This window comes from Xanthomonas hortorum pv. cynarae (assembly GCF_002939985.1).
In the GTDB taxonomy this organism is placed as follows: Bacteria; Pseudomonadota; Gammaproteobacteria; order Xanthomonadales; family Xanthomonadaceae; genus Xanthomonas; species Xanthomonas hortorum_D.
In genome coordinates, this window is sequence record NZ_MDFM01000015.1 from 61,924 (window position 1) to 84,542 (window position 22,619).

The 22,619-nt window shown below is 65.6% G+C and carries 16 protein-coding genes and 1 other RNA gene; 14 read left to right on the top strand and 3 right to left on the bottom strand.

Annotated features, from left to right (window positions below; genetic code table 11):
- Position 1: 1 nt before the first annotated feature.
- The 6 genes from treZ to XcyCFBP4188_RS12125 all read left to right on the top strand — a co-directional run bounded on the left by treZ (position 2) and on the right by XcyCFBP4188_RS12125 (position 9,425).
- Positions 2 to 1,759 carry a malto-oligosyltrehalose trehalohydrolase gene (treZ, locus tag XcyCFBP4188_RS12100; RefSeq protein WP_104592201.1) on the top strand — a complete coding sequence of 586 codons (1,758 nt, stop codon included), beginning with the start codon at positions 2 to 4 and terminating at the stop codon, positions 1,757 to 1,759.
- On the top strand, positions 1,756 to 3,705 hold the full coding sequence (locus XcyCFBP4188_RS12105; RefSeq protein ID WP_167393539.1) for a 4-alpha-glucanotransferase: 1,950 nt from the start codon (positions 1,756 to 1,758) through the stop codon (positions 3,703 to 3,705). Before treZ ends, XcyCFBP4188_RS12105 begins: the two co-directional genes overlap by 4 nt.
- A complete protein-coding gene (gene treY, locus XcyCFBP4188_RS12110; RefSeq protein WP_104592202.1) occupies positions 3,702 to 6,305 on the top strand; it encodes a malto-oligosyltrehalose synthase in 2,604 nt (867 codons plus the stop codon). The genes XcyCFBP4188_RS12105 and treY overlap by 4 nt, the downstream gene beginning before the upstream one ends.
- 13 nt (positions 6,306 to 6,318) lie before the next feature.
- Positions 6,319 to 6,492: a DUF2934 domain-containing protein gene (locus tag XcyCFBP4188_RS12115; RefSeq protein ID WP_006449754.1), complete on the top strand. Its 174-nt coding sequence runs from the start codon at positions 6,319 to 6,321 to the stop codon at positions 6,490 to 6,492.
- A gap of 121 nt (positions 6,493 to 6,613) precedes the next feature.
- Positions 6,614 to 8,776 carry a glycogen debranching protein GlgX gene (gene glgX / locus XcyCFBP4188_RS12120; protein WP_104592203.1) on the top strand — a complete coding sequence of 721 codons (2,163 nt, stop codon included), beginning with the start codon at positions 6,614 to 6,616 and terminating at the stop codon, positions 8,774 to 8,776.
- 16 nt (positions 8,777 to 8,792) lie between these two features.
- Positions 8,793 to 9,425, top strand: a complete 633-nt coding sequence (locus tag XcyCFBP4188_RS12125) for an NAD(P)H-binding protein (RefSeq protein WP_074058443.1) — start codon at positions 8,793 to 8,795, stop codon at positions 9,423 to 9,425.
- A gap of 360 nt (positions 9,426 to 9,785) precedes the next feature.
- Here the strand turns inward: XcyCFBP4188_RS12125 and XcyCFBP4188_RS12130 are convergent, their stop codons facing one another.
- On the bottom strand, positions 9,786 to 10,562 hold the full coding sequence (locus XcyCFBP4188_RS12130) for an SDR family NAD(P)-dependent oxidoreductase (RefSeq protein ID WP_104592204.1): 777 nt from the start codon (positions 10,560 to 10,562) through the stop codon (positions 9,786 to 9,788).
- A gap of 170 nt (positions 10,563 to 10,732) precedes the next feature.
- On the opposite strand from XcyCFBP4188_RS12130, the gene XcyCFBP4188_RS12135 reads away from it, so the two are divergent.
- The 4 genes from XcyCFBP4188_RS12135 (at position 10,733) to XcyCFBP4188_RS12150 (ending at position 13,752) form a co-directional block, all read left to right on the top strand.
- Positions 10,733 to 10,809: non-coding RNA, sX9 sRNA (locus tag XcyCFBP4188_RS12135), on the top strand.
- A gap of 243 nt (positions 10,810 to 11,052) precedes the next feature.
- A complete protein-coding gene (locus XcyCFBP4188_RS12140; RefSeq protein WP_074058441.1) occupies positions 11,053 to 12,462 on the top strand; it encodes an FAD/NAD(P)-binding protein in 1,410 nt (469 codons plus the stop codon).
- Between the two features lie 388 nt (positions 12,463 to 12,850).
- Positions 12,851 to 13,282: a VirK family protein gene (locus XcyCFBP4188_RS12145; protein ID WP_006448758.1), complete on the top strand. Its 432-nt coding sequence runs from the start codon at positions 12,851 to 12,853 to the stop codon at positions 13,280 to 13,282.
- Between the two features lie 32 nt (positions 13,283 to 13,314).
- Positions 13,315 to 13,752, top strand: coding sequence for a VirK family protein (locus XcyCFBP4188_RS12150; protein ID WP_167393540.1), 438 nt, complete (start codon positions 13,315 to 13,317; stop codon positions 13,750 to 13,752).
- A gap of 85 nt (positions 13,753 to 13,837) precedes the next feature.
- Here the strand turns inward: XcyCFBP4188_RS12150 and XcyCFBP4188_RS12155 are convergent, their stop codons facing one another.
- Positions 13,838 to 15,298, bottom strand: a complete 1,461-nt coding sequence (locus XcyCFBP4188_RS12155; protein ID WP_104592205.1) for an efflux transporter outer membrane subunit — start codon at positions 15,296 to 15,298, stop codon at positions 13,838 to 13,840.
- Positions 15,299 to 15,388: 90 nt separating this feature from the next.
- Between XcyCFBP4188_RS12155 and XcyCFBP4188_RS12160 the strand changes: the two genes are divergently transcribed.
- The 4 genes from XcyCFBP4188_RS12160 (at position 15,389) to XcyCFBP4188_RS12175 (ending at position 20,926) form a co-directional block, all read left to right on the top strand.
- Positions 15,389 to 16,006: a TetR/AcrR family transcriptional regulator gene (locus XcyCFBP4188_RS12160; protein WP_043907254.1), complete on the top strand. Its 618-nt coding sequence runs from the start codon at positions 15,389 to 15,391 to the stop codon at positions 16,004 to 16,006.
- Between the two features lie 77 nt (positions 16,007 to 16,083).
- Positions 16,084 to 17,232: an efflux RND transporter periplasmic adaptor subunit gene (locus XcyCFBP4188_RS12165; protein WP_006448754.1), complete on the top strand. Its 1,149-nt coding sequence runs from the start codon at positions 16,084 to 16,086 to the stop codon at positions 17,230 to 17,232.
- The gene (locus XcyCFBP4188_RS12170) at positions 17,229 to 20,318 is read left to right on the top strand and encodes an efflux RND transporter permease subunit (protein WP_104592206.1); all 3,090 of its coding nucleotides are present in this window, start codon (positions 17,229 to 17,231) and stop codon (positions 20,316 to 20,318) included. The genes XcyCFBP4188_RS12165 and XcyCFBP4188_RS12170 overlap by 4 nt, the downstream gene beginning before the upstream one ends.
- 275 nt (positions 20,319 to 20,593) lie before the next feature.
- Entirely contained in the window at positions 20,594 to 20,926 is a 333-nt protein-coding gene (locus XcyCFBP4188_RS12175) for a DUF6172 family protein (protein ID WP_006448752.1), read from the top strand.
- 319 nt (positions 20,927 to 21,245) lie between these two features.
- On the opposite strand, the gene XcyCFBP4188_RS12180 is transcribed toward XcyCFBP4188_RS12175, so the two are convergent.
- On the bottom strand, positions 21,246 to 22,535 hold the full coding sequence (locus XcyCFBP4188_RS12180) for a DEAD/DEAH box helicase (protein ID WP_043907252.1): 1,290 nt from the start codon (positions 22,533 to 22,535) through the stop codon (positions 21,246 to 21,248).
- Positions 22,536 to 22,619: the final 84 nt, after the last annotated feature.

A 22,619-nucleotide genomic window follows, 5' to 3' on the forward strand; every position in this document is an offset into this window, starting at 1 on the left:
GATGAACGAGCGCAACGACACCCTGCCGGCATGGGGCGCATGGCCAGCGGGTGAGGGACAGGTGCGCTTTGCGCTCTGGGCACCGGATGCCAAGGGCGTGGATGTGGTCTTCGATGACGGCGTGCGTCGCGCGCTGCACGCCGGGCAGGATGGTTTTTTCACTGCGCTGATCGACTGCGCGGCAGATGCGCGCTATCGCTACAGCATCGATGGCGGCGAACCGGTGCCGGACCCGGCCTCGCGCTGGCAGCCTGAGGGCGTGCATGGCCCCAGCGCCGTGCAGCCCAGCGATGGCTACGCCTGGCAGAACACCCAATGGCAGGGACGGCCGTGGGACGAGGCGGTGATCTACGAACTGCATGTCGGCACCTGCGGTGGCTATGCCGGTGTGCAGGCGCAATTGCCGCAGCTGGCGGCAATGGGCATCACCGCGATCGAGCTGATGCCGCTGAGCGCGTTTCCGGGTGCGCATAACTGGGGCTACGACGGCGTGCTGCCGTATGCACCGGTGGAAGCCTATGGCACGCCGGACGAATTGAAGGCATTGATCGACGCCGCGCACGGGCATGGCCTGATGGTGTTGCTGGATGTGGTCTACAACCACTTCGGCCCGGACGGCAATTATCTGCACAGCTACGCTGCCCCGTTCTTCAGCGAAGACAAGCCAACCCCGTGGGGTGCGGCGATCGACTTCCGCAAGCCGCAGGTGCAGCGTTACTTTCTCGACAACGCGCTGATGTGGTTGCACGAGTACGGCTTCGACGGTCTGCGTCTGGATGCGGTGCACGCGATCACCCCGAACGCCTTTCTGGATACCTTGCGGCAGACCGTGCAGGCCAGTCTGCCGGCCGGCCGGCATGTGCATCTGGTGCTGGAAAACGAATTCAACCAGGCCTCGCAGTTGCAACGCGGTTACACCGCGCAGTGGGACGACGACTTCCACAATGCGTTGCACGTATTGCTGACCGGCGAGGAAGAAGGCTATTACGCGGCGTTCGCCGATCAACCCACCCAGCATCTGGCGCGCGTGCTTGGCGAAGGCTTCGCCTATCAAGGCCAGCCGGATCCGCGTGGACATGTGCGCGGCGAGCCCAGTGGTGATCTGCCGCCGCACAAGTTTTTGATTTTTGCGCAGAACCACGACCAGATCGGTAACCGTGCGCGTGGCGAGCGTTTGAGCGTGCTGGTGTCGCAACAACGCCTGTGCGCCGCACTGGCGTTGACCGCGCTGACGCCGATGATTCCGCTGTTTTTCATGGGCGAACCGTGGGGCGCCACGCAGCCGTTCCTGTTCTTCACCGATTTCGGCCCGCCGCTGGACGATGCGGTGCGCGAAGGCCGTCGTCGCGAGTTTGCCCACTTCGCCGCATTCGCCGACGAAGCGCAGCGCGCCACCATTCCCGACCCGAACAGCTACGCCACCTTCGCCGCTTCGCGGTCGCCGATCGAAGACGCTGCGCAAGGCGAGGGCGCGCAATGGACAGCTTGGTTCACCGCCTTGCTGGGCGTGCGCCGCCAATGGTTGGTGCCAGGTCTTGCGCAAGCGCGCGCCGTGGGCGCCAGTGTGCTGGCCGAAGGCGCGGTGACTGCCAGCTGGGAGTTGCCGGGTGGGGTGTGGCATATCGCCTTCAACGTCGGCAGCGCTGCAGTGCCGATGCCGCCACTGCGCGGACGTGTGGCGCATGCTGAAAACGTCGCTGCCGACGCGCAGGAATTGCCGGTCGATGGCTTCATCGCCTGGCATGAGGAGCGCGCATGAGTACGCGCGATCTGAGCAGGGCGGATCTGCACACGCTGGCCGCAGCGGCCGGGGTGATGGTGGATTGGGTGGATGCCAGCGACCAGCCGCGGCAGGTGTCCGAACAGTCGCTGCATGCGGTGCTCACTGCGCTGGAACTGCCTGCCGCCACCGCCACGCAACGCGAAGACAGCCTGCGTCGCTGCAAGGCGCAGGCAATCGAGCCGGCACCGCTGTTGACCGTACAGGTGGCCGCGCTATTGCCCGTGTCGGTTGCCCCTAATGCCAGCGGCCGTTGGGTGGACGACAGCGGCGCCAGCGAGCAAGCGCGTGCGGATGCGCAAGGACAGGTGCGCGCACCGCAGCGTTTCGGTTACTGGACGCTGCAAATTGGCGCGCTGACCCAGCGGGTCGCAGTGGCGCCGCAACGCTGCTTCAGCGTGGCCGATGCGTGCGGATTGCCGGCACCGCGTGCCTGGGGCATGGCGCTGCAGGTGTATTCGGCGCGCAGCATCGACGATGGTGGTATTGGTGACGCGTCCGGCACGGTGGAGTGGGTGCGGCATGCCGCGCTGGCTGGTGCCGATGCATTGGCCCTGAGCCCGGTGCATGCCTCGCGCCCGGTCACCAGCGGCTACAGCCCGTATTCGCCCAGCGACCGGCGCTTTCTGGATCCGTTGCATGCCGCGCCGGTGCGCGTGCTCGGCGAACTGGCACTGGATGCGATCAACGAAGTGCCTGGGCTGCGCGAGCGTTTCGATACGCTGCATCACAGTGCATTGATCGACTGGCCGGCGTCTGCGCAGGCCAAGTGGCAATTGCTGCGCCATCTGTACACGCGCGTCGCAGCAGATCACGCCGACCTGGTCGCGTTTCGTAGCGAGGGCGGCGCTGCGTTGGAGGGCTTTGCACGCTTTGCCGCGCAGGATTTCGGCGACGGCGATCCGCAGTTGCATGTATTCACGCAATGGCTGGCAGCACGCAGTTGGTCGGATGCACAGCGCGAGGCGCACGAGCGTGGCATGAAGATCGGCTTGATCGCCGATCTGGCCGTGGGCTTCGACCCGAATGGCGCCGAAGCTGCGGCTGCCGCAGACACCGTGTTGCGTGGCCTGGTGTTGGGTGCACCGCCGGATGCCTTCAATGCCGATGGTCAGCATTGGCGCATCGGCGCGTATTCGCCCACTGCATTGCGACGCAGCGGCTACGCGCCGTATATCGCGCTGCTGCGCGCGGTATTGCGCGACCGTGGTGGCATCCGCATCGATCATATTCTTGGCCTGCTGCGGCTGTGGGTGGTGCCCGAAGGTGCCAGCTCCAATGAGGGCGCGTATCTGGCCTATCCGCTGCACGATCTGCTCAATCTGCTCGCGCTGGAATCGTGGCGGCATCGCGCCATCGTGATCGGCGAAGACCTGGGTGTGGTGCCGCCCGGCATCCGCGAAGAACTGTCGCGGCGTGGCGTGATGGGCATCGATGTGTTGATGTTCACCCGCGACGACAACGGCGCCTTTGTGTCGCCGGCGTTGTGGCGGCCGGATGCGGTGGCCACCACCACCACGCACGATCTGCCCACGCTGACCGGCTGGCGCGAAGGCCGCGATATCGATTGGCGACGCAAGCTGGAACTGATCAAGCCCGCGCAGGCGAGCGACGATGCCATCGCGCGCAGCAAGGATCTTGCACGTCTGGATGCGGCGGTCGAACACGCCGGCCTCAGCGCCGCGCACGACCCGCTGCTGGGCGCGCTGCGCTTCACCGCCACCAGCGTCTCGCCACTGGCCTTGTTGCCGGTGGAAGACGCGCTGGCGCTGGAAGAACAACCCAATCTGCCGGGCACCGTCGAGGTCCATCCCAATTGGCGCCGACGCTTGCCCGATCCCTTGCCGCATGCGCGCCTGAGTACGGCGCTGCAGGGCTTCGCCGAGGCGCGTCGCGTCGCGGCCGTTTCGGAACCGCATCCATGATCGACCTTCGCGCCACCGCCCGCCTGCAGCTGCATGTCGGCTTCACCCTGCACGATGCGCTCGCGCAGGTGCCGTATTACGCCGGCCTCGGTATCAGCCATTTGTACCTGTCGCCGATCGGCACTGCGGTACCCGGCTCCACGCACGGTTACGACAATATCGACCCGACCGTGGTCAATCCCGAACTCGGTGGCGAAGCCGCGTTGATCGCCTTGTCGCAGGCCGCGCGCGAACACGGCATGGGATTGATTGCCGATATCGTGCCCAACCACATGGCCACGCACGCGCATAACGCGTGGTGGTGGGATGTGCTGCGTAACGGCCGCAGCGCCAAACATGCCGACTGGTTCGACATCGATTGGCGCGCCCCGGGGCGCGACGGTAAGTTGTGGCTGGCGGTACTGGATCGCCCGTATGCCACCGCACTGGCCGAAGGCCTGATCACGCTGGTGGTCGAGGATGACGGCAGTGCGGCGCTGGCGCATCACGACCAGCGTTACCCGATCCGTCCGCAGACGCTGGAGGTGCCGGAAAAGGCTGCACGTGCGCAATGGCTGCGCGACTACAACGACGGCGCCAAACGCGGCGATGGCCGCCTGCACAAGCTGATCGAACGCCAGCCATATCGCTTGAACTGGTGGCGCGTGGGCAACGACATGCTCAATTACCGCCGCTTCTTCGATATCACCTCGTTGGTCGCATTGCGGGTGGAACTGCCGGCGGTGTTCGACGCGGTGCATGCGCTGCCGCTGCGGCTGGTGGCCGAGGGCCATCTGGATGGCTTGCGCATCGATCACGTGGACGGCCTCACCGACCCCACCGGTTATGTGCGCAAGCTGCGCAGCCGGCTGGATGCGGCTGGCCGCCAGCGCGGACTCAAGCCCGGCACGTTGGCGCTTTATCTGGAAAAGATCCTCGCGCCCGGCGAAGCCTTGCCGGCCGACTGGCCCTGCGATGGCACTACCGGTTACGACTTCATGGACCAGGTGGGCGGCGTGCTGCATGACGCGGCCGGTTTCAAGCCATTGGCGCGTGCCTGGCAAAAGGTGAGCGGACGTAGTGGCGATTTCGCCCAGGAAGAACGCGCCGCACGCGACGAGATCCTGCGTGGCCCGCTGCAGACCGAATTCAATCGCGCCGTGGGTGCGTTGTCGGCATTGGCACGGCTGGATCCGCCAACGCGCGAGTTCAGCCCGCAGATGCTGGCGCGCGGCCTGTGCGTGTTGCTGCGCTGGTTCCCGGTGTACCGCACCTACGCCGGTGCCAAGGGCGTGACCGGCAGCGAAGCCGAGCGTCTGCGCGCCACCGCCACGCGCGCGCGCGAGGGCATGCCAGAATCGATCGTTGCGGCCGTCGATGCGATCGAGCGCTGGTTGCTCGACGATGCCGGCGCCGACCGTGCGCAGATCGCCCTGCGGCGCATCCTGCGTCGTCGCGTTGAGCAGTTGTCCGCACCGCTCAATGCCAAGTCGGTTGAAGACACCGCGTTCTATCGGCACGGCGTGCTGCTGTCGCGCAACGAGGTCGGCAGCCATCCGACCCACTTCGCCAATGAAGCGGCCGAGTTCCATGCGCAGAATCTCGAGCGCGCCAAGCATTTCCCACGCGCGCTGCTTGCCACCGCCACGCACGATCACAAGCGCGGCGAAGACCTGCGCATGCGGCTGGCGGTGCTGTCCGAGCAACCGCGCTGGTGGATCGAGCAGAGCACTCAGTTCGATACCTTGACCGAGGCACTGGAATCGCCCGCCTTGGCCGGTGGCGACCAGCAGATGCTGTGGCAGACCCTGGTGGCCGCCTGGCCGATCGGCCTGGGCGCCGATCAGACCGAGCCGCTGGCCGCGTACGCCGAGCGCATCGCGCAATGGCTGCTCAAGGCAGTGCGCGAAGCCAAGTTGCACACCAGTTGGACCGATGGCTCGCCGGCCTACGAACAGGCCGTGCAAGCCACCGTGGAGCAGGTGTTGTGCAGCCGCGCCGGGCTGCCGCTGCGGCGCGCGCTGCTGCGTGCCAGCAACCACATCGCCGCCGCCGGCGCGCGCAATGCGCTGGTGCAAACCACGTTGCGCCTGACCGTGCCCGGCGTGCCCGATCTGTATCAGGGCACCGAAGGCTGGGATCTGTCGCTGGTGGATCCGGACAACCGCCGCCCGGTCGATTATGCGCAGCGCCAGCAATGGCTGGCGCAGGCGCGCGACTGGAACACGCTGCTGCGCAGCTGGCGCGATGGCGCGGTCAAGGCGCGCCTCACCGCGCTGCTGTTGCAGCTGCGTGCCGAACATCCGGCGTTGTTCGCGCAGGGCGACTATCAGCCGCTCAACGTTGCGGTCAGTGGCGATGTGCAGGTGCTGGCGTTCCGTCGTCAGCACCGCGGCCAGTCGCTGGTGGTGGCGGTCACGCGGCTAGGCGCCGGTGACGAGACCGAGGGCGATCTGCCGTTGCTGGTGCCGCCGGCACGTTGGGGTCAGGCGGCGTTGGCATTGCCGCAAGGCACATACCGTAATGTGCTCGATGGCAGCACGTTGCAGCCGCAGCAAGGCCGCCTGGCGCTATCCACGCTGTTTGCACGCGCGCCGGTGGCAGTGTTGACGACCCCCTAAGAGAACGTACGCAATGAACGACACGCAACGGCAGGCGCGACTTCGCCAGTTGGCACAGGAGATCTGGGAGGCCGAAGGCCGCCCGGACGGGCATGCGGCCCGTCATTGGGCCATGGCCGAGCGCTTGGTGGACGCCGAAGAACGCGCCGCCGAACAGGCCAACCCGCCCGTCACTGCACGTCAGTAACGGTGCCTCTGTCATCTTGCATGGTGCACCCTGCTGGCCGCGCCATGCAGGGTTGAACGTGCACCTGCACGCATTCGTATTCGCTCACTGGTTTTGAGTTCACCGTTTTCAGGAGTTACCGATGGCCACCCGCAAGTTCACGCAACGCTCGCGCATCCGCGAAGGCCGTCCCAATCCGCTTGGCGCCACCTGGGACGGGTTGGGGGTCAACTTCGCGTTGTACTCGCGCAACGCCACCCGCGTGGAGCTGTGCCTGTTCGATGAGCGCGGCCGCGAGCAGGAGCGCCTGGCGCTGCCCGAATACACCGACGAGGTCTGGCACGGCTATCTGCCCGACGCGCGTCCCGGCCAGTTGTACGGCTACCGCGTGCACGGCCCGTACGCGCCGGACGCCGGTCACCGCTTCAACCACAATAAATTGCTGCTGGACCCGTACGCCAAGCAGATCGTTGGCGAGCTCAAATGGGCGCCGCATCTGTTCGGCTACACCATCGGCCATCGCGACAAGGACCTGAGCTTCGATCGCCGCGACAGCGCCGCCTTCATGCCCAAATCCGCGGTGATCGACCCGGCCTTTACCTGGGGCCAGGACCGCCCGCCGCAGACGCCGTGGAACCGTACGGTGATCTACGAAGCGCACGTGCGCGGATTGAGCATGCTGCACCCGGCGGTGCCGCCGGAAGATCGCGGCACGTTCTCGGCCTTGAAGACCGACGAGCTGATCGACCACATCAGTTCACTCGGCGTCACCGCGGTGGAACTGCTCCCCGTGCATGCCTTCGTCGACGATCAATATCTGCTGGAAAAAGGCCTGCGCAATTACTGGGGCTACAACACGCTGGGCTTCTTCGCGCCGCAGGCGCGTTACATGTCCACGCGGACCGTGGCCGAGTTCAAGCAGATGGTGGCGCGCCTGCATCACGCCGGGCTGGAAGTGCTGCTGGACGTGGTCTACAACCACACCGCCGAAGGCAACGAACTTGGGCCAACGCTCTCGTTCAAAGGCATCGACAACGCCAGCTACTACCGTCTGGCCGACGATCGCCGCTTCTACATCAACGACACCGGTACCGGCAACACCTTCGACCTGACCAACGTCGGCGCATTGCGCATGGTGATGGATTCGCTGCGTTACTGGGTGCAGGAAATGCACGTCGATGGATTCCGTTTCGATCTGGCCACCATCCTCGGCCGCGAGCGCTACGGCTTCGATCCGTCGGGCAGCTTTCTCGATGCGGTGCGCCAGGACCCGGTGCTGAGCCAGACCAAGCTGATTTCCGAGCCCTGGGACATCGGCCCGGGCGGCTACCAGGTCGGCAATTTCCCGCCGGGCTGGGTGGAGTGGAACGACAAGTTCCGCGACAACGTGCGTGCGTTCTGGCGCGGCGATGGCGGCCAGCTGGCCGAGTTGGCCACGCGCCTGACCGGCTCGGCCGACCTGTTCAATCACAGCGGTCGCCGCCCCACCGCATCGGTCAACTTCGTCACCGCGCACGATGGCTTCACCCTGCGCGACCTGGTCAGCTACGAGGGCAAGCACAACTTTGCCAACGGCGAAGAGGGCAGGGACGGGAGCGACCACAATATCTCGGCCAATTACGGCGTCGAAGGCGACACCAACGACCCGGCGATCAAGCAGCTGCGGCGTCAGCAGATGCGCAATCTGCTCGCCACGCTGTTGCTGTCGCAAGGCACGCCCATGCTGCTGGCCGGCGATGAATTCGGCCACAGCCAGAACGGCAACAACAACGCGTATTGCCAGGACAACGAACTGACCTGGATCGACTGGACGGCTGCCAGCAAGGCCGCCGCCGCCGATCAGGCCGCGTTCGTGCGGCGGTTGATCCGCATCCGTCAGCGGTATCCGCTGCTGCATCGCGCCCGCTTCTTCGACGGCAAGTTCGACGAAGCGCTGGGTCTGAAGGATCTCACCTGGCTGGCGCCCAACGGCAACGAGATGGACGAAGCCGGTTGGCACGACCCGGAAGCCCGCGCGCTGATGCTGCGCCTGGATGGTCGCTCGCCGACCACCGGCCTGCGCGAGATCGCCGCCAACGTGAGCTTGCTGATGTTGATCAATGCCGCCTCCGCCAGCGTGACGTTCACGCTGCCGGCGATGCACGATGAACATTGGCGCGTGCTGGTCGACACCGCGCGCCATGGCGGCCGCGTGGTGGCCGGTGGCAGCGAATGGAGGGCGCCGGCGCACTCGTTGACCCTGCTGGCTGTGGAGCGCGATCGCATCGCCAGCAGTGCGCGCATCGTCTCCGAGGGCGCACGCTGATGGCAGGAGCGCACTGATGGACGTGTTGTTGGCAGGGGCGACCGGCCTGGTCGGCAAACACGTCTTGCAGCAGTTACTCACCGACACGCGCTGCACGGGCGTGGTTGCGATCACGCGCCGGCCGTTGACGCAGATCCATCCCAAACTGCGCAACCAGGTGATCGACTTTGATCGCCTGGACCGCTGGACCGCACCGCGCATGGAAGCGGCCATCTGCGCCCTGGGCAGCACCATGAAACAGGCCGGCTCGCGCGAAGCGTTCTATCGCATCGATCACGACTACCCGATGGCACTGGCACGCGCGGCTTGCGCGCAGGGCACCTCGGTGTTCGTACTGAATTCGGCCGCCGGTGCCAATGCGCACTCGCGGATTTTCTACAACCGCGTCAAGGGCGAACTGGAATGCGATCTGCGCGCAGTCGGCTTCCCCTCGCTCACCTTCGTACGCCCCGGCCTGATCGGCGGCGAACGCGAAGAGCGGCGTACCGGCGAACATATCGGCAGCCTCGTACTGGGCGCGCTCGGCCCGCTGCTGCCACGCCGTTTCCGCATCAACCCGGCGGAACGGATCGCTGCGGCCATGGTGAGCGCCGCGCTGGCACCTGCGCGCGGCGAGCACAGTGTCGAGGCGGCAGAGTTGGTTGGCTAACGAGGCATCGTCGCCTCGTCACCAGGCAGCCGATGCTTGTGCGCTGCCTCGTAGGAGCGCGCTTGCGCGCGATAAGGCGTTACCGATAAAGCCTCATCGCGCGCAGGCACGCTCCTACGGATGCAGGCGCAGCGGCATCTCCTCCAGCGCAGGCAACCGATTCATACCCCCAGCGACTTCCCAACATCCACCGCCAGCACTGGCCCGTTGTCGCCAGGGCGTGGGATAGAGGATGAGTGCCCGTCGCTTCGTAGGAGCGCGCCTGAGCGCGAGAGGCGTTACCGATAAAGCCTCATCGCGCGCAGGCACGCTCCTGCAAATTCACGTGCAGCGGCATCTTATCCAACGCAGGCACCTCGCTCAAACCCCCAGCGACTGCCCACCATCCACCGCCAGCACTTGCCCGGTGATCCAGCGCGCTTGCGGAGAGGCGAGAAACAACGCCGCATCGGCGATGTGCTCCACCTGCCCGAATCCGCCGAATGGGATGCTGTCGCGGATGCGTGCATACAGTTCCGGTTCTTCATCGCGACGCCGTGCCCATAGCCCATCGGGAAATTCGATCGAGCCTGGCGCAATCGCGTTGACGCGGATGCGCTCGCGCGCCAGTTCTGCGGCCAGCGTGGTGGTGTAGTAATTGAGCGCAGCCTTGGCGGTGGAGTAGGCGATCGCACGCGGCGTGGGGCGCTGCGCGTTGATCGAGCTGATGTTGAGGATCACCGCCTCAGCGCTGTTGCGCAGGTGTGGCAGCGCGGCGCGATTGCAGCGCACTGCGGCCATCAGATCCACGTCCAGACCGGCTTGCCAACTTGCATCGTCGTTGCCATGCGCATAGCCGGAGGCGTTGTTGATCACCACGTCCAGGCCATTCAATGCCTGCGCTGCAGCGTCCACATAGGCCTCGATTTGCGCAGCATCCGACAGGTCGCAGGCGAAGGTGTGTACCGGTGCGCCGTGCGGCGCCAACGCATGTGCGGCCTGTGCGAGGCCATCGGCATTGCGTGCGCACAGCGAGAGCTGCGCGCCGTTGCGCACGAACGCGTCGGCAATGGCCAGGCCGATGCCACGGCTACCGCCGGCGATCAGCACGCGTTGATCGCGCGGCGAGACTTGCGTGGCTGCTGCGGGAATGGACATGGAGTGCACTCGATCGGAAACAGGCATTATCGAGCAGTTTGGTCATGACGCAGTGTTCGGCGCCATTGCGGTGTTGGACGTACCATCGCAGCTGCACCCAAAATCCAAAAGCGGCTAACAAAATTACTGCGTTCACCGCCAGACGCGCGCGGCCGGTGCTCAGAATCGGCATGTGCCACTCGTACACTCCGGTTCTGAGCGCGCTGTCTGCATGCCCCCGGCAACTGCTCGCTACATTTTGTTAGCCACTCTCAATTGCGGTGCGCAGCGCTGCGCTGCGAGCCACGTGGGGAGCCATGCGCCGGCACCTACCTGCGGTCGCGTGCGCTGTCATCTGCGTGCAATACGGTGCGCGCGCACCCTGCGACGCAAGCCTCATCACCAACCATGATCAGCTCATGCGTTTTCGCTTGCTCGCCGCTAACCATTTGTTTACACGTTCGCGCCGCGCTACGGGCACAACGTGCGGGTCATTCAGTGGGAGTTGCACATGGAAACCCATATCACCGTCATCGGTGCCGGCTTTTGCGGTACCGCGCTGGTTCGTGCGCTGGCGCAGACGGCCGACGCGCAGGTCCGCATCACTTTGGTCGGCGTGGCCGAGACCTTCGGCAGCGGCATTGCCTATGGTGCGGCGCGGCCGGAACACTTGCTCAACGTGCGTGCCAAAGACCTGGGCATCGATGCGCAAGCGCCCGGTGCATTCGCCGATACCTTGCATCTTGGCGATAGCGGGCGATTGGAATTCCTGCCGCGCCTGGCCTATGGCGATTATCTGCGCAGCGAGCTGGATACCGCCGTCAGCGGCGCGCAGGCCTCGATCATGCGGCTATCGCAAGAGGCGGTGGCAGTGGAGCGCGTGCGCAAGGGGTTTCGCGTGTTTCTGGCCAATGGCGATGCCTTCCATAGCGACCGCGTGGTGTTGGCGGTCGGTGCGTTGCAGCCGCAGGCGCTTGCCGGCATCGGCCCGCGCTTGAGCGTGCATCCGCGCTACATCGGCTGGCCGTGGCAAGGCGATGCCCTGGCGCAGTTGTCGCCCGACGATGACGTGCTGATCGTCGGCACCGGGCTGACCATGGTGGATGTGGCCTTGACCCTGCATGCGCGCGGCCATCGTGGCCGGCTGGTGGCGATCTCGCGGCGGGGGCTGGCACCACAGGCGCATCTGCGCCAGCCAGGCGCGGCGCTGGAATTACCGCCGCATCTGCAGCGCGCGCTCAAGGACGCCGACCTGCGCGGCCTGCTGCGCGGTGTGCGTCAGCTGAGTGCGGTGGTCGACGATTGGCGGCGCGTGGTGGATGCTCTGCGCCCGCATCTGCAGCCGCTGTGGCAGCGGCTTGAGTTACCTGAGCGTGCGCGCTTTCTGCGCCACTTGCGGCCGTATTGGGAAGTGGCGCGGCACCGCGTTGCGCCGGGCGCGGCAGAACAACTGGCGCAGCTGCAGGCCTCGGGCCAATTGCAGGTGACCGCAGCACGCCTGCTGCGTGCACGTTGGGTGCCCGATGGCGTGGAGGCGGTGATCCGCCCGCGTGGTGCTGCCGACGCGCAGACCGGTCACTACGACGCGGTGATCCGCGCCACCGGCTTGGATACCGACATCGACCGCACCAGCGATCCGCTGATCGCCGGCATGCGCGAAGCCGGCCTGTTGCGTGCCGATCCGCTTGGGTTGGGTGTGGACACCGACGCGCAATTGCGGGTGCGCGATGGCGCCGGGCAAATCGTGCCGGGGCTGTATTGCGTTGGTCCGCTGTTGCGTGGGCGCTATTGGGAAATCACTGCTGTGCCGGAGTTGCGCGTCGCCACGCGTGCGTTGGCCGAGCGTCTGTTGTTGGGTGCGATGCCGGCGTTACAGCCGGAGCCGGAGCATGTGCCGCGCGAGGTCAATGCGCGTTTGTAGGTGGCCGTACCCTCACCCCAACCCCTCTCCCGACGGGAGAGGGGCTTTAAACCCTTCTCCCGTCGGGAGAAGGTGCCCCGCAGGGGCGGATGAGGGTACGAGCGCAGCCTCGTGCAGTTGGACGATGCGAGCAGCTTCGCTCCGTACCCTCACCCCAACCCCTCTCCCGATGGGAGAGGGGCTTATCGCTCCTTCTAACGGGATCTTGGTCTGCGCGCGTAGGTATAGCCCACATCTCGCCATCTCGCGCCGACTTCGCCAAACAGCGCAATCATGCAGCGTGATGCGTAGCGCACTGCACCGGTGCAGACAGGATTGGGTCATGTTGATCGGCCTGGGCTGATTAAAGTCCGGGTCGCTTCATCCCCTCGTCTGCCTGGAGTCCGCCATGCCCCGTCTTGCTGCCACTGCCTTGCTCGCCACGCTGTGCGCTTGCGCGCTACCCGCCTGGGCCAGCGAATCGCTCAACACCCGCGCTGAAGTGCTCGCGGCCCTGGAGGCCGGCTATGACGTCAGCCTGACGACCGATCTCGCTCGCTGCACGCCCGAAGAAGGCACCCCGGTCACCCAGACCCGTGGCGGCCGCCATATCGATGCCTATCGCATCACCGAGGACGGCACCGCCGCATTCTCTGGTTCGCACTTCACCGTGGCCAATGACGGCAAGCCGATCCAGCAGTTCATGCGTTATCAGCTGCGCCCGGATGGCAGCGTGCGTTTCACCACTTACATGTACGACCTGCCGGGTCTGCAACAACGTGGCCCGGTGCTGGCCTATCAATGCACGATCAACCAGGGCATCCGCTTCCACGCCGATTGAGTGCGTTTGTCCCCTCATTACCGAGAAAGCACATGTCCTCACGTCTGTATTTTTCACTTGCTATCGCTGCGCTGTCAGCCAGCGCGGTTCCCGCATTCGCCACGCAATCCTTGAACACGCAGGCGAGCCTGATCGATGCGTTGGAGGCCGGCCGCAATGTGGCGGTGTCGGTCGATCTGTCGCGCTGCACGGCCGAAGCGGGCACTGCATCCAGTCGCAGCCGCGGTGGTGTACGCATCGGCGCATACCGTCTTACCGCGGACGGCACCTTGGCGTTTTCCGACACCCAGTTCATCGCTGCCAGCAGCGATGGCAGGCCGTTCCAGCAGTTCCAGCGCTACCAGGTACTTGCCGACAACAGTGTGCGGCTGACCACCTACATGTACGACCTGCCGGGTCTGCAACAACGCGGGGCACTGCTGGCGTATCAATGCACGATCGATCAGGGCATTCGCTTCCACGCGCACTGAACACGCCGATGCGTTGCGCGATGCCACTTGAGCGAGTGGCATCACGTCGATGGCGCTACAGCATCAACATACAACCTCGTGACGACTACTGCACCGCAACCGCATCGGTGGCGCCGGATTGCCAACCGCCGCCCAACGCCTTGAAGGTGGCCACTGCACTGCGTGCCGCATCGGTGCGTGCCTGCACCTGCGCATCGGAGGCACGCAGCAAGCTGTCGTCGGCATTCAAGACTTCTATCAGGCTGACCACGCCTTTCTCATAGGCCAGCGCCGATGCACCACGCGCCTTGCCCAGTGCATCCACACCTTGCGATAGCACCGCTGCCTGCTGCTCGCGTTTGACCAGTGCGGTCAACGCATTCTCCACGTCTTCCGTGGCGCGCAACACGGCCAGGCGATACGCGGCCAGCTGCTCGGCTTCCTGACCCTTGGCCTGTGCGATCTGCGCATTGATGCGGCCGAAATCGAACAGCCGCCAGCGCAAACCCAGCACGCCGGCAGATTGGTTGGCATCGCTGGTGAACAGGTTGGCGCCGGAGATGGCGGTGGCGCTGCCGAGTAATCCGCTGAGCGAAAATTTCGGGTAGTACTCGGCCATCGCCACGCCGATGCGCGCGTTCGACGCTGCCAGCCGGCGCTCGGCGACGATCAGGTCCGGGCGGCGCCGCAGTAGGTCGCCGGGCGTGCCCGTTTCGGCAATGCGCGGTGCAAGCGGAATGGGTTTGCTTGTGGCCAGCTCTGCACGATGCGTCCCTGGCGCAACGCCCAACATCACGTCCAGTGCATTCATCGCCGCGACCAGGCCGCTTTCGATACCGGGCACCGATGCCTGCGCCTGTGCAAGCGCGCCTTGTGCCTGGTGCAGCTGCAGCTCCGGAGCGAGTCCTTTGCCATGCAGCAGCGTCACCATGGACAGCAGGCCTTTCTGGGTGGCGACCTGGCGCTGCGCCACCTCCAGCCGTGCCTGCAGGCCGCGGATGCTGATGTAGATGTCGGCGGTCTGCGCGGCCACTGCCAGACGGGTGGCGGCTGCACCGGCTTCGCTGGCCTGGTAGTCGGCGAGTGCGGCCTGGCGCCCGCGACGCAGGCCGCCGAACAGATCCAGCTCCCAGCTCGCGCCCAGGTTGGCTTCGTAGGTGCTGGCATAGCGGTCGAAGTTGGGCGTGCTGTTGAGCACCTGGCCGAGCGGAGTCTCCAGCGACTGATAGGCGCGGGTCGCGTTGCCGCTGATGTTGCCCGAAGGCAGCAGTGCGGCCGTGGCGGCGGTCAGCCCGGCGCGGGCCTGGGTGACACGTGCGCTGGCCTGGGCCAGGTCCAGGTTCTGCGCCAGCGCCTGGGTGACGTAACGGCTCAGGTCCGGGTCGTCGAAACCGGTCCACCAGGTCGATAGATCGGCCTGTGTAGCGGCCTGGCGCTGCTCGGCCGCTGCCTGGCCGAGATAGCGATCCGGCAGGGGCGCCGAGGGGCGGGTGTACTCGGGGCCAACGGCGCAGCCTGCAGCAAGACTGGCGGCGATGAGCGCGGCAAGGGTGCGAAGTGACGACATGACGGTACCGGCGAAGGCAATGGCGGGCTGTGACTATAATACGAAATGGTCACTTTTGTGCGGATTGTGTTTGAGCGCTAAGCTGTCGGCATGAGCAAAGCATCCAGCTATCCCGTTTCAGGCCGTGGTCCGGCCGACCACGATGTGCGCGACCAGATCGTGGCAGCGGCAACCGAGCACTTCAGCCGCTACGGCTACGAGAAGACGGCCGTGTCCGATCTGGCCAAGGCGATCGGGTTCTCCAAGGCCTACATCTACAAGTTCTTCGAATCCAAGCAGGCCATCGGCGAGATGATCTGCACCAACTGCCTGCGCGAGATCGAGACCGAGGTGCGCGCGGCGGTGGACGAGGCCGAGCAGCCGCCCGAGAAGCTGCGGCGGCTGTTCAAGGTGATCATCGAGGCCAGCCTTCGCTTGTTTTTTCAGGATCGCAAGCTGTATGAGATTGCGACCTCGGCGGCGACCGAGCGCTGGCAGTCGGTGATCGCTTACGAGGTGCGCATCCAGAAAGTGCTGCAGGACGTGCTGCAGCAAGGCCGGCAAAGTGGCGATTTCGAGCGCAAGACGCCACTGGACGAGGCCACCCAGGCGATCTACGTGGTGATGCGCCCTTACATGAATCCGCTGTTGCTGCAGCATAGCCTGGAGCACGTCGACGAGGTGCCGCTGCTGCTGTCGGGTCTGGTGTTGCGGAGCCTTTCGCCCTGAAAGTCGATAGTGACTATTGACTGATATGGTCACAAGTCTCAAGATGCGAGCCTTCAACAGCACGCACTGGGATTTCCATGCTTCGCCGCCGCCTCGTTACCTCCACTTTCCTGTGTGCGCTGCCGCTGGCATTGATCGCCTGCGGCGAGGCGCCGCCGCCCGACCCCCGCACTGCGACACCGCTGGTGCGCGTGGCCACCGTCGAAGAGGCCGGTACGGCAGCGCGCAGCTTCTCCGGCACGGTCGCCGCGCGGGTGCAGAGCGATCTGGGCTTCCGGGTCTCCGGCAAGGTGCTGGAGCGGCTGGTCGATACCGGCCAGCGGGTCACGCGTGGGCAGCCGTTGCTGCGGATCGACCCGGTCGATCTCCAGCTCGCTGCACGCGCGCAGCAGGACGCGGTGGCAGCCGCGCAGGCACGCGCGCAGCAGACTGCCGACGATGAGGCGCGCTACCGCGATCTGCGTGGCACCGGTGCCATCTCCGCCTCCGCCTACGACCAGATCAAGGCCGCAGCGGATGCCGCCAAGGCGCAGCTGAGCGCGGCCCAGGCGCAGGCCGAGGTGGCCCGCAATTCCAAGCGCTACAGCGATCTGTTGGCCGACGCCGACGGCGTGGTGATGGAAACACTGGTCGAACCAGGGCAGGTCGTGGCCGCCGGCCAGCCGGTGGTGCGGCTGGCGCATGCCGGGCGCCGCGAGGCGATCGTGCAGCTGCCGGAAACATTGCGCCCGCCGGTTGGCTCGGTCGCGCAGGCCACGCTGTTCGGCAATGCAGGCGTCACGGTGCCGGCCACGCTGCGTCAGCTGTCCGACAGCGCAGACCGGCTGACCCGCACCTTCGAGGCGCGTTACGTGCTCGACGGCGCATTGGCCGATGCGCCGCTGGGCACTACCGTCAGCATCCGCGTTGCCGACGGCCCGGCCGCCAGCACGCAGGCCGGGCTGCAGGTGCCGCTGGCCGCGCTGTTCGATGCGGGCAAGGGGACGGGGGTGTGGGTGATTGCCGGCAACCCGGCCAAGGTGAGCTGGCGGCCGGTGACGGTGCTGGGCCTGGACGACGACCATGCCAACGTGGCCGGCAAGCTGGCGCGTGGCGAGCGCATCGTGGCGCTGGGTGCGCACCTGTTGCGCGAAGGTGAGCAGGTGCGGATTGCCAACACGATTGCGCCTGCCAGTGGCGCGACCAGTGCTACCAAGACCGCGAGCGCGGCAGGGGCGCAGCCGTGAGCGAGGGCCGCTTCAATCTCTCGGCGCTCGCGGTGCGCGAGCGCTCCATCACGCTGTTCCTGATCTTTTTGATTTCGCTGGCAGGCCTGGTCGCGTTCCTCAAGCTTGGCCGTGCGGAAGACCCGGCATTCACTGTCAAGGTGATGACCATCATCACTGCCTGGCCGGGCGCAACGCCGCAGGAAATGCAGGACCAGGTCGCCGAAAAACTCGAAAAGCGCCTGCAGGAACTGCGCTGGTACGACCGCAGCGAAACCTATACGCGCCCCGGTCTTGCGTTTACGACGTTGACGTTGCTGGACAGCACACCGCCCAGCCAGGTGCAGGAGCAGTTCTATCAGGCGCGCAAGAAGGTGGGCGATGAAGTCGGCAACCTGCCGGCCGGCGTGATCGGGCCGATGGTCAACGACGAATATGCCGACGTCACCTTCGCGCTGTTCGCGTTGAAGGCCAAGGGTGAGCCGCAACGCTTGCTCGCACGCGATGCGGAAAGCCTGCGCCAGCGCATGTTGCACGTGCCGGGCGTCAAGAAGGTCAACATCATCGGCGAGCAGCCCGAGCGCATCTTTGTCGAGTTCTCGCACGAACGTCTGGCCACGCTGGGGGTCAGCCCGCAGGAGGTGTTTGCCGCGCTTAATGCGCAAAACGCCTTGAATGCGGCAGGGTCGGTGGAAACGCGTGGACCGCAGGTGTTCATTCGCCTGGACGGTGCGCTCGACAGTTTGCAGAAGATTCGCGATACCCCGCTGGTGGTGCAGGGCCGCACCTTGAAGCTGTCCGATATCGCCAGCGTCAAACGTGGTTATGAAGATCCGTCCACCTTCATGATCCGCAGTGGCGGCGAGCCGGCATTGCTGCTGGGCATCATCATGCGCGATGGCTGGAACGGCCTGGAGTTGGGCAAGTCGCTGGACAGCGAAGTGGGCGCGATCAATGCCGAGCTGCCGCTGGGCATGCGCCTGAGCAAGGTCACCGACCAGGCGGTCAACATCGACGCGTCGGTGGGCGAGTTCATGACCAAGTTCTTCGTCGCGCTGCTGGTGGTGATGCTGGTGTGCTTCGTCAGCATGGGCTGGCGCGTGGGCATCGTGGTGGCGGCCGCGGTGCCGCTGACATTGGCAGCGGTGTTCGTGGTGATGCTGGCCACCGGCAAGAATTTCGACCGCATCACGCTGGGCTCGTTGATCCTGGCGCTGGGGTTGTTGGTGGACGACGCCATCATCGCCATCGAGATGATGGTGGTGAAAATGGAGGAAGGCTACAGCCGTGTCGCCGCATCGGCGTATGCGTGGAGCCATACCGCCGCGCCGATGCTGTCCGGCACGTTGGTGACGGCGGTCGGCTTCATGCCGAACGGGTTTGCCGCTTCCACCGCCGGCGAATACACCAGCAACATGTTCTGGATCGTGGGAATCGCGTTGATCGTGTCGTGGGTAGTGGCGGTGGTGTTCACGCCCTATCTGGGCGTCAAGATGCTGCCCGACCTGAAGAAGATCGAAGGCGGCCACGCCGCGATGTACGACACGCCGCGCTACAACCGCTTCCGCACTGCGCTGGAGCGTGTCATCGCGCGCAAGTGGCTGGTCGCCGGCTCGGTGATCGGGTTGTTCGTGCTTGCGATTCTTGGCATGGGCATCGTCAAGAAGCAGTTTTTCCCGATCTCCGATCGCCCCGAAGTCTTGGTGGAAGTGCAACTGCCGTACGGCACCTCGATCACCCAGACCAGCGCCGCCACCGCCAAGCTGGAAGCCTGGCTTGCCAAGCAGGACGAAGCGAAGATTGTGACCGCGTATATCGGGCAGGGCGCGCCGCGCTTCTTCCTGGCAATGGGCCCGGAGTTGCCGGATCCGTCATTTGCCAAGATCGTGGTGCGCACCGACAACCCGCACGAACGCGATGCATTGAAGCTGCGCATGCGCAAGGCCGTCTCCGAAGGCCTGGCACCGGAGGCGCGCGTGCGTGTGACGCAACTGACCTTCGGCCCGTACTCGCAATTTCCGGTGGCGTACCGTGTCAGTGGTGCCGACCCGCAGGTGTTGCGCGGTATCGCCGCGCAGGTGAAGCAGGTCCTGCAGGACAGCCCGATGCTGCGCACCGTCAACACCGACTGGGGCACCCGCACACCAACGCTGCATTTCACCCTGGAGCAGGATCGTCTGCAGGCAGTGGGGCTGACCTCGAGCGCGGTCGCTCAACAGTTGCAGTTCCTGCTCAGTGGTGTGCCGATCACGCTGGTGCGCGAAGATATTCGCAGCGTGCAGGTGGTGGCGCGTTCGGCCGGCGAGACACGTTTTGATCCGGCACGCATCGCCGATTTCACCCTGGCCGGTGCCAATGGCCAACGCGTGCCGCTGTCGCAGGTGGGCAGCGTGGATGTGCGGATGGAAGAGCCGATCCTGCGGCGCCGCGATCGTGTGCCGACGATCACGGTGGGCGGCGATGTCGACGACCAACTGCAGCCGCCGGATGTCTCGGCTGCGATCACCAAGCAGTTGCAGCCGATCATCGACAAACTGCCCAGCGGATATCAGATCAAGGAGGCCGGTTCCATTGAGGAGTCCGGCAAGGCGACTGCCGCGATGCTGCCGTTGTTCCCGATCATGCTGGCGGTCACCTTGATCATCATCATCCTGCAGGTGCGCTCGATGTCGGCGATGGTGATGGTGTTTCTGACCAGCCCGCTGGGGCTGATCGGCGTGGTGCCGACCTTGATCCTGTTCCAGCAGCCGTTCGGCATCAATGCACTGGTGGGCTTGATTGCGCTCTCGGGCATCTTGATGCGCAACACGCTGATCCTGATCGGGCAGATTCATCACAACGAGGCCGAAGGGCTGGACCCGTTCCACGCCCTGGTGGAAGCCACCGTGCAGCGTGCCCGCCCGGTGATCCTGACCGCGTTGGCCGCGATCCTGGCGTTCATCCCGCTCACGCACTCGGTGTTCTGGGGCACGCTGGCCTACACGCTGATCGGCGGCACCCTGGCCGGCACGATTTTGACCCTGGTGTTTCTGCCGGCGATGTATTCGATCTGGTTCAAGATCCGGCCGGAGAACAGCGGCGCACCGACGCCTGCCAAGCACGCATGAGCTGGGTCTGCGACGGTGGCGAGAGCCCCGTCGCAGAGACCGCGTGGCAGTGTCGCTCGCGCGATTCCCACTCCACTGCCATTGCAGCGTTGTAGCGGCGCGGTGTCTCAGCGGATTGACCGAGCTTCCGCCCGAAGGCCAGGACCGGCACGCGTCGGGGGAGGTTCCCGGCTTCGGTCGCAGTGCAGGCCCGAATCCCACCCGGACAGCCGCCGATTCACCCAGAACGGCCGTGTGGCCTCACAATAGGCGGCCAGTTCCGGAACGATGTCGCCATGCGCAAGACCTACCAGCTCAACCTCGAAGGCAAGAACCGCGATCGTCTGCTGGAGTCCAGCAAGAACGATATCCGCAAGTACATCCGCCGCGAGCGCCGCAAGGACTTGCCGGAAGGTGCGGATTACTGGGACTTCGACATGCGCTTCGGGGTGGACGAGGCCAGCGCCGCGCCGCTGCCGCCGGCCGAGTTGATCCGCTCGATCAATGCGCTCACCAGCGAAGGCGGCGAGCAGTTCTTCGTGGAAATCCTGCGCAAGCCCGGCAAGCGCATCCCGCGCGTGGATGGCGATAGCGGCATGGGCGGCGAGCTGGATTTCGAGCAGGACTGAGTCTTCGCCGCATAGACGTAGCGGTGGATTGCCGCTGCGTTGGCAAGATTTTGCTTGGGCGCGATCAGCAACGCGGTTGGCCTTCACCGCGTGTTGCCTCAGCTGATCTAAAGACAGATCGCGTGGTCTACAAGAGGCACGTGTTCGGCAGCAGATGTCTGCTCAGTGCGAAGTCGTAATGCGCAACGCGCCAAGAGTGCACAAAACGGGTATTGACGCGTGCTGGACGCTGCCCGGCCTGCGCATATGCTGCGTATCTAAGCGCGGTTTCCGCGCCTTGTCCGCGTGACGACGGCGCGTTACACGTAACTCCCCGCTCTCAGTCCGGTTTGCCTGCGTGTGCTGCCGCTGCGCGCAGCTTGTCCTTTTTGCTTGGCCGTTTGCCCTTGATGCCGCCGTTGTCGTCCGGAGCGCGTGTGTCGGTGTTCGGTTTTTCCGTCGCAGGCGCATCTGTCGCCAGGGTCGGTTCAAAGCCGGCAACCACGCTGGTCGGCACGCGCAGCCCCTGACGTTTTTCGATCAGGCGCCATTGCGGCTGGCTCTCCGCAGAGACGAAGCTGATCGCCACCCCGCTGGCGCCAGCACGCGCGGTGCGGCCGATGCGGTGGGTGTAGTCCACGGTCGAACGCGGCAGGTCGTAATTGATCACCGCCGGTAGCGCGTCGATATCGATGCCACGCCCTGCCAGATCGGTGGCCACCAGCACCTGCACCTCGCGTTGCTTGAAGGCATACAAGGTGCGTTCGCGACGGCCCTGGCTCAACTCGCCATGCAACGGCTGCGCGTTGATGCCGGTCTTGGTCAATTTTTCAGCGACTTTTTCAGCCGTGTGCCGGCTGGCGACGAACACCAGTACATGCGACCAGCCATGCTCTTGCAGCAGATGGCGCAGCAGCTGCGTGCGTTGGCCGGCGTCGACAGCGATGGCGCGTTGCTCGATCGCAGGTGCAGCGTCCGGCGTGGCGACAATGGTGATGCGCAGCGGGTCGCGCAGGCGACGCTTGGCCAGCGAGGCGATGCCGGGCGGAAAGGTGGCCGAAAACAGCACGCTTTGGCGTTGCGCCGGCAGCAAGGCCAGGATGCGATCGAGCTCGGCGCCGAAGCCCAGCTCGAGCAGGCGGTCGGCTTCGTCCAGCACGAGCGTGGCGACCTCGCTCAGGCGCAGCGCGTTGTGATCGACCAGGTCCAGCAGCCGGCCGGGCGTGGCCACCACGATGTCGGCACCACCGCGCAGGGCAAGCAGCTGCGGATTGATCGAACTGCCCCCGGTCGCCGTAACGATCTTGAGCCGACGCGGCAGATGCGCCGCCAGCTGATGCAGCGTGTCTTCGACCTGCGCGGCGAGTTCGCGCGTGGGCACCAGCACCAGCGCGCCGAGCACGCGCGGGGCGGTCTCCGGGGCAAGACAGCGTTGCTGCAGCAGCGGCAGCGCATAGGCCAGCGTCTTGCCCGAGCCGGTCTGCGCCATCGCAATCAGATCGCGTCCCTGCAGCATCGGCTGAATCGCCTGCTGCTGGATCGGCGTGGGCGTGTGGTGACCGGCGCGGGCTAGCGCTGCGGTGAAGGCCGGCAGCAGCTGTGGCGACAGGTCGAGGTGGTCGAACGACATCGTGGAATCTCCGGACACGTGCATGATTGTGTGCGATCGGCCCGATGCGTGCGACGTGCCGAAGAGGCTGCTGCGCCGGTTTTT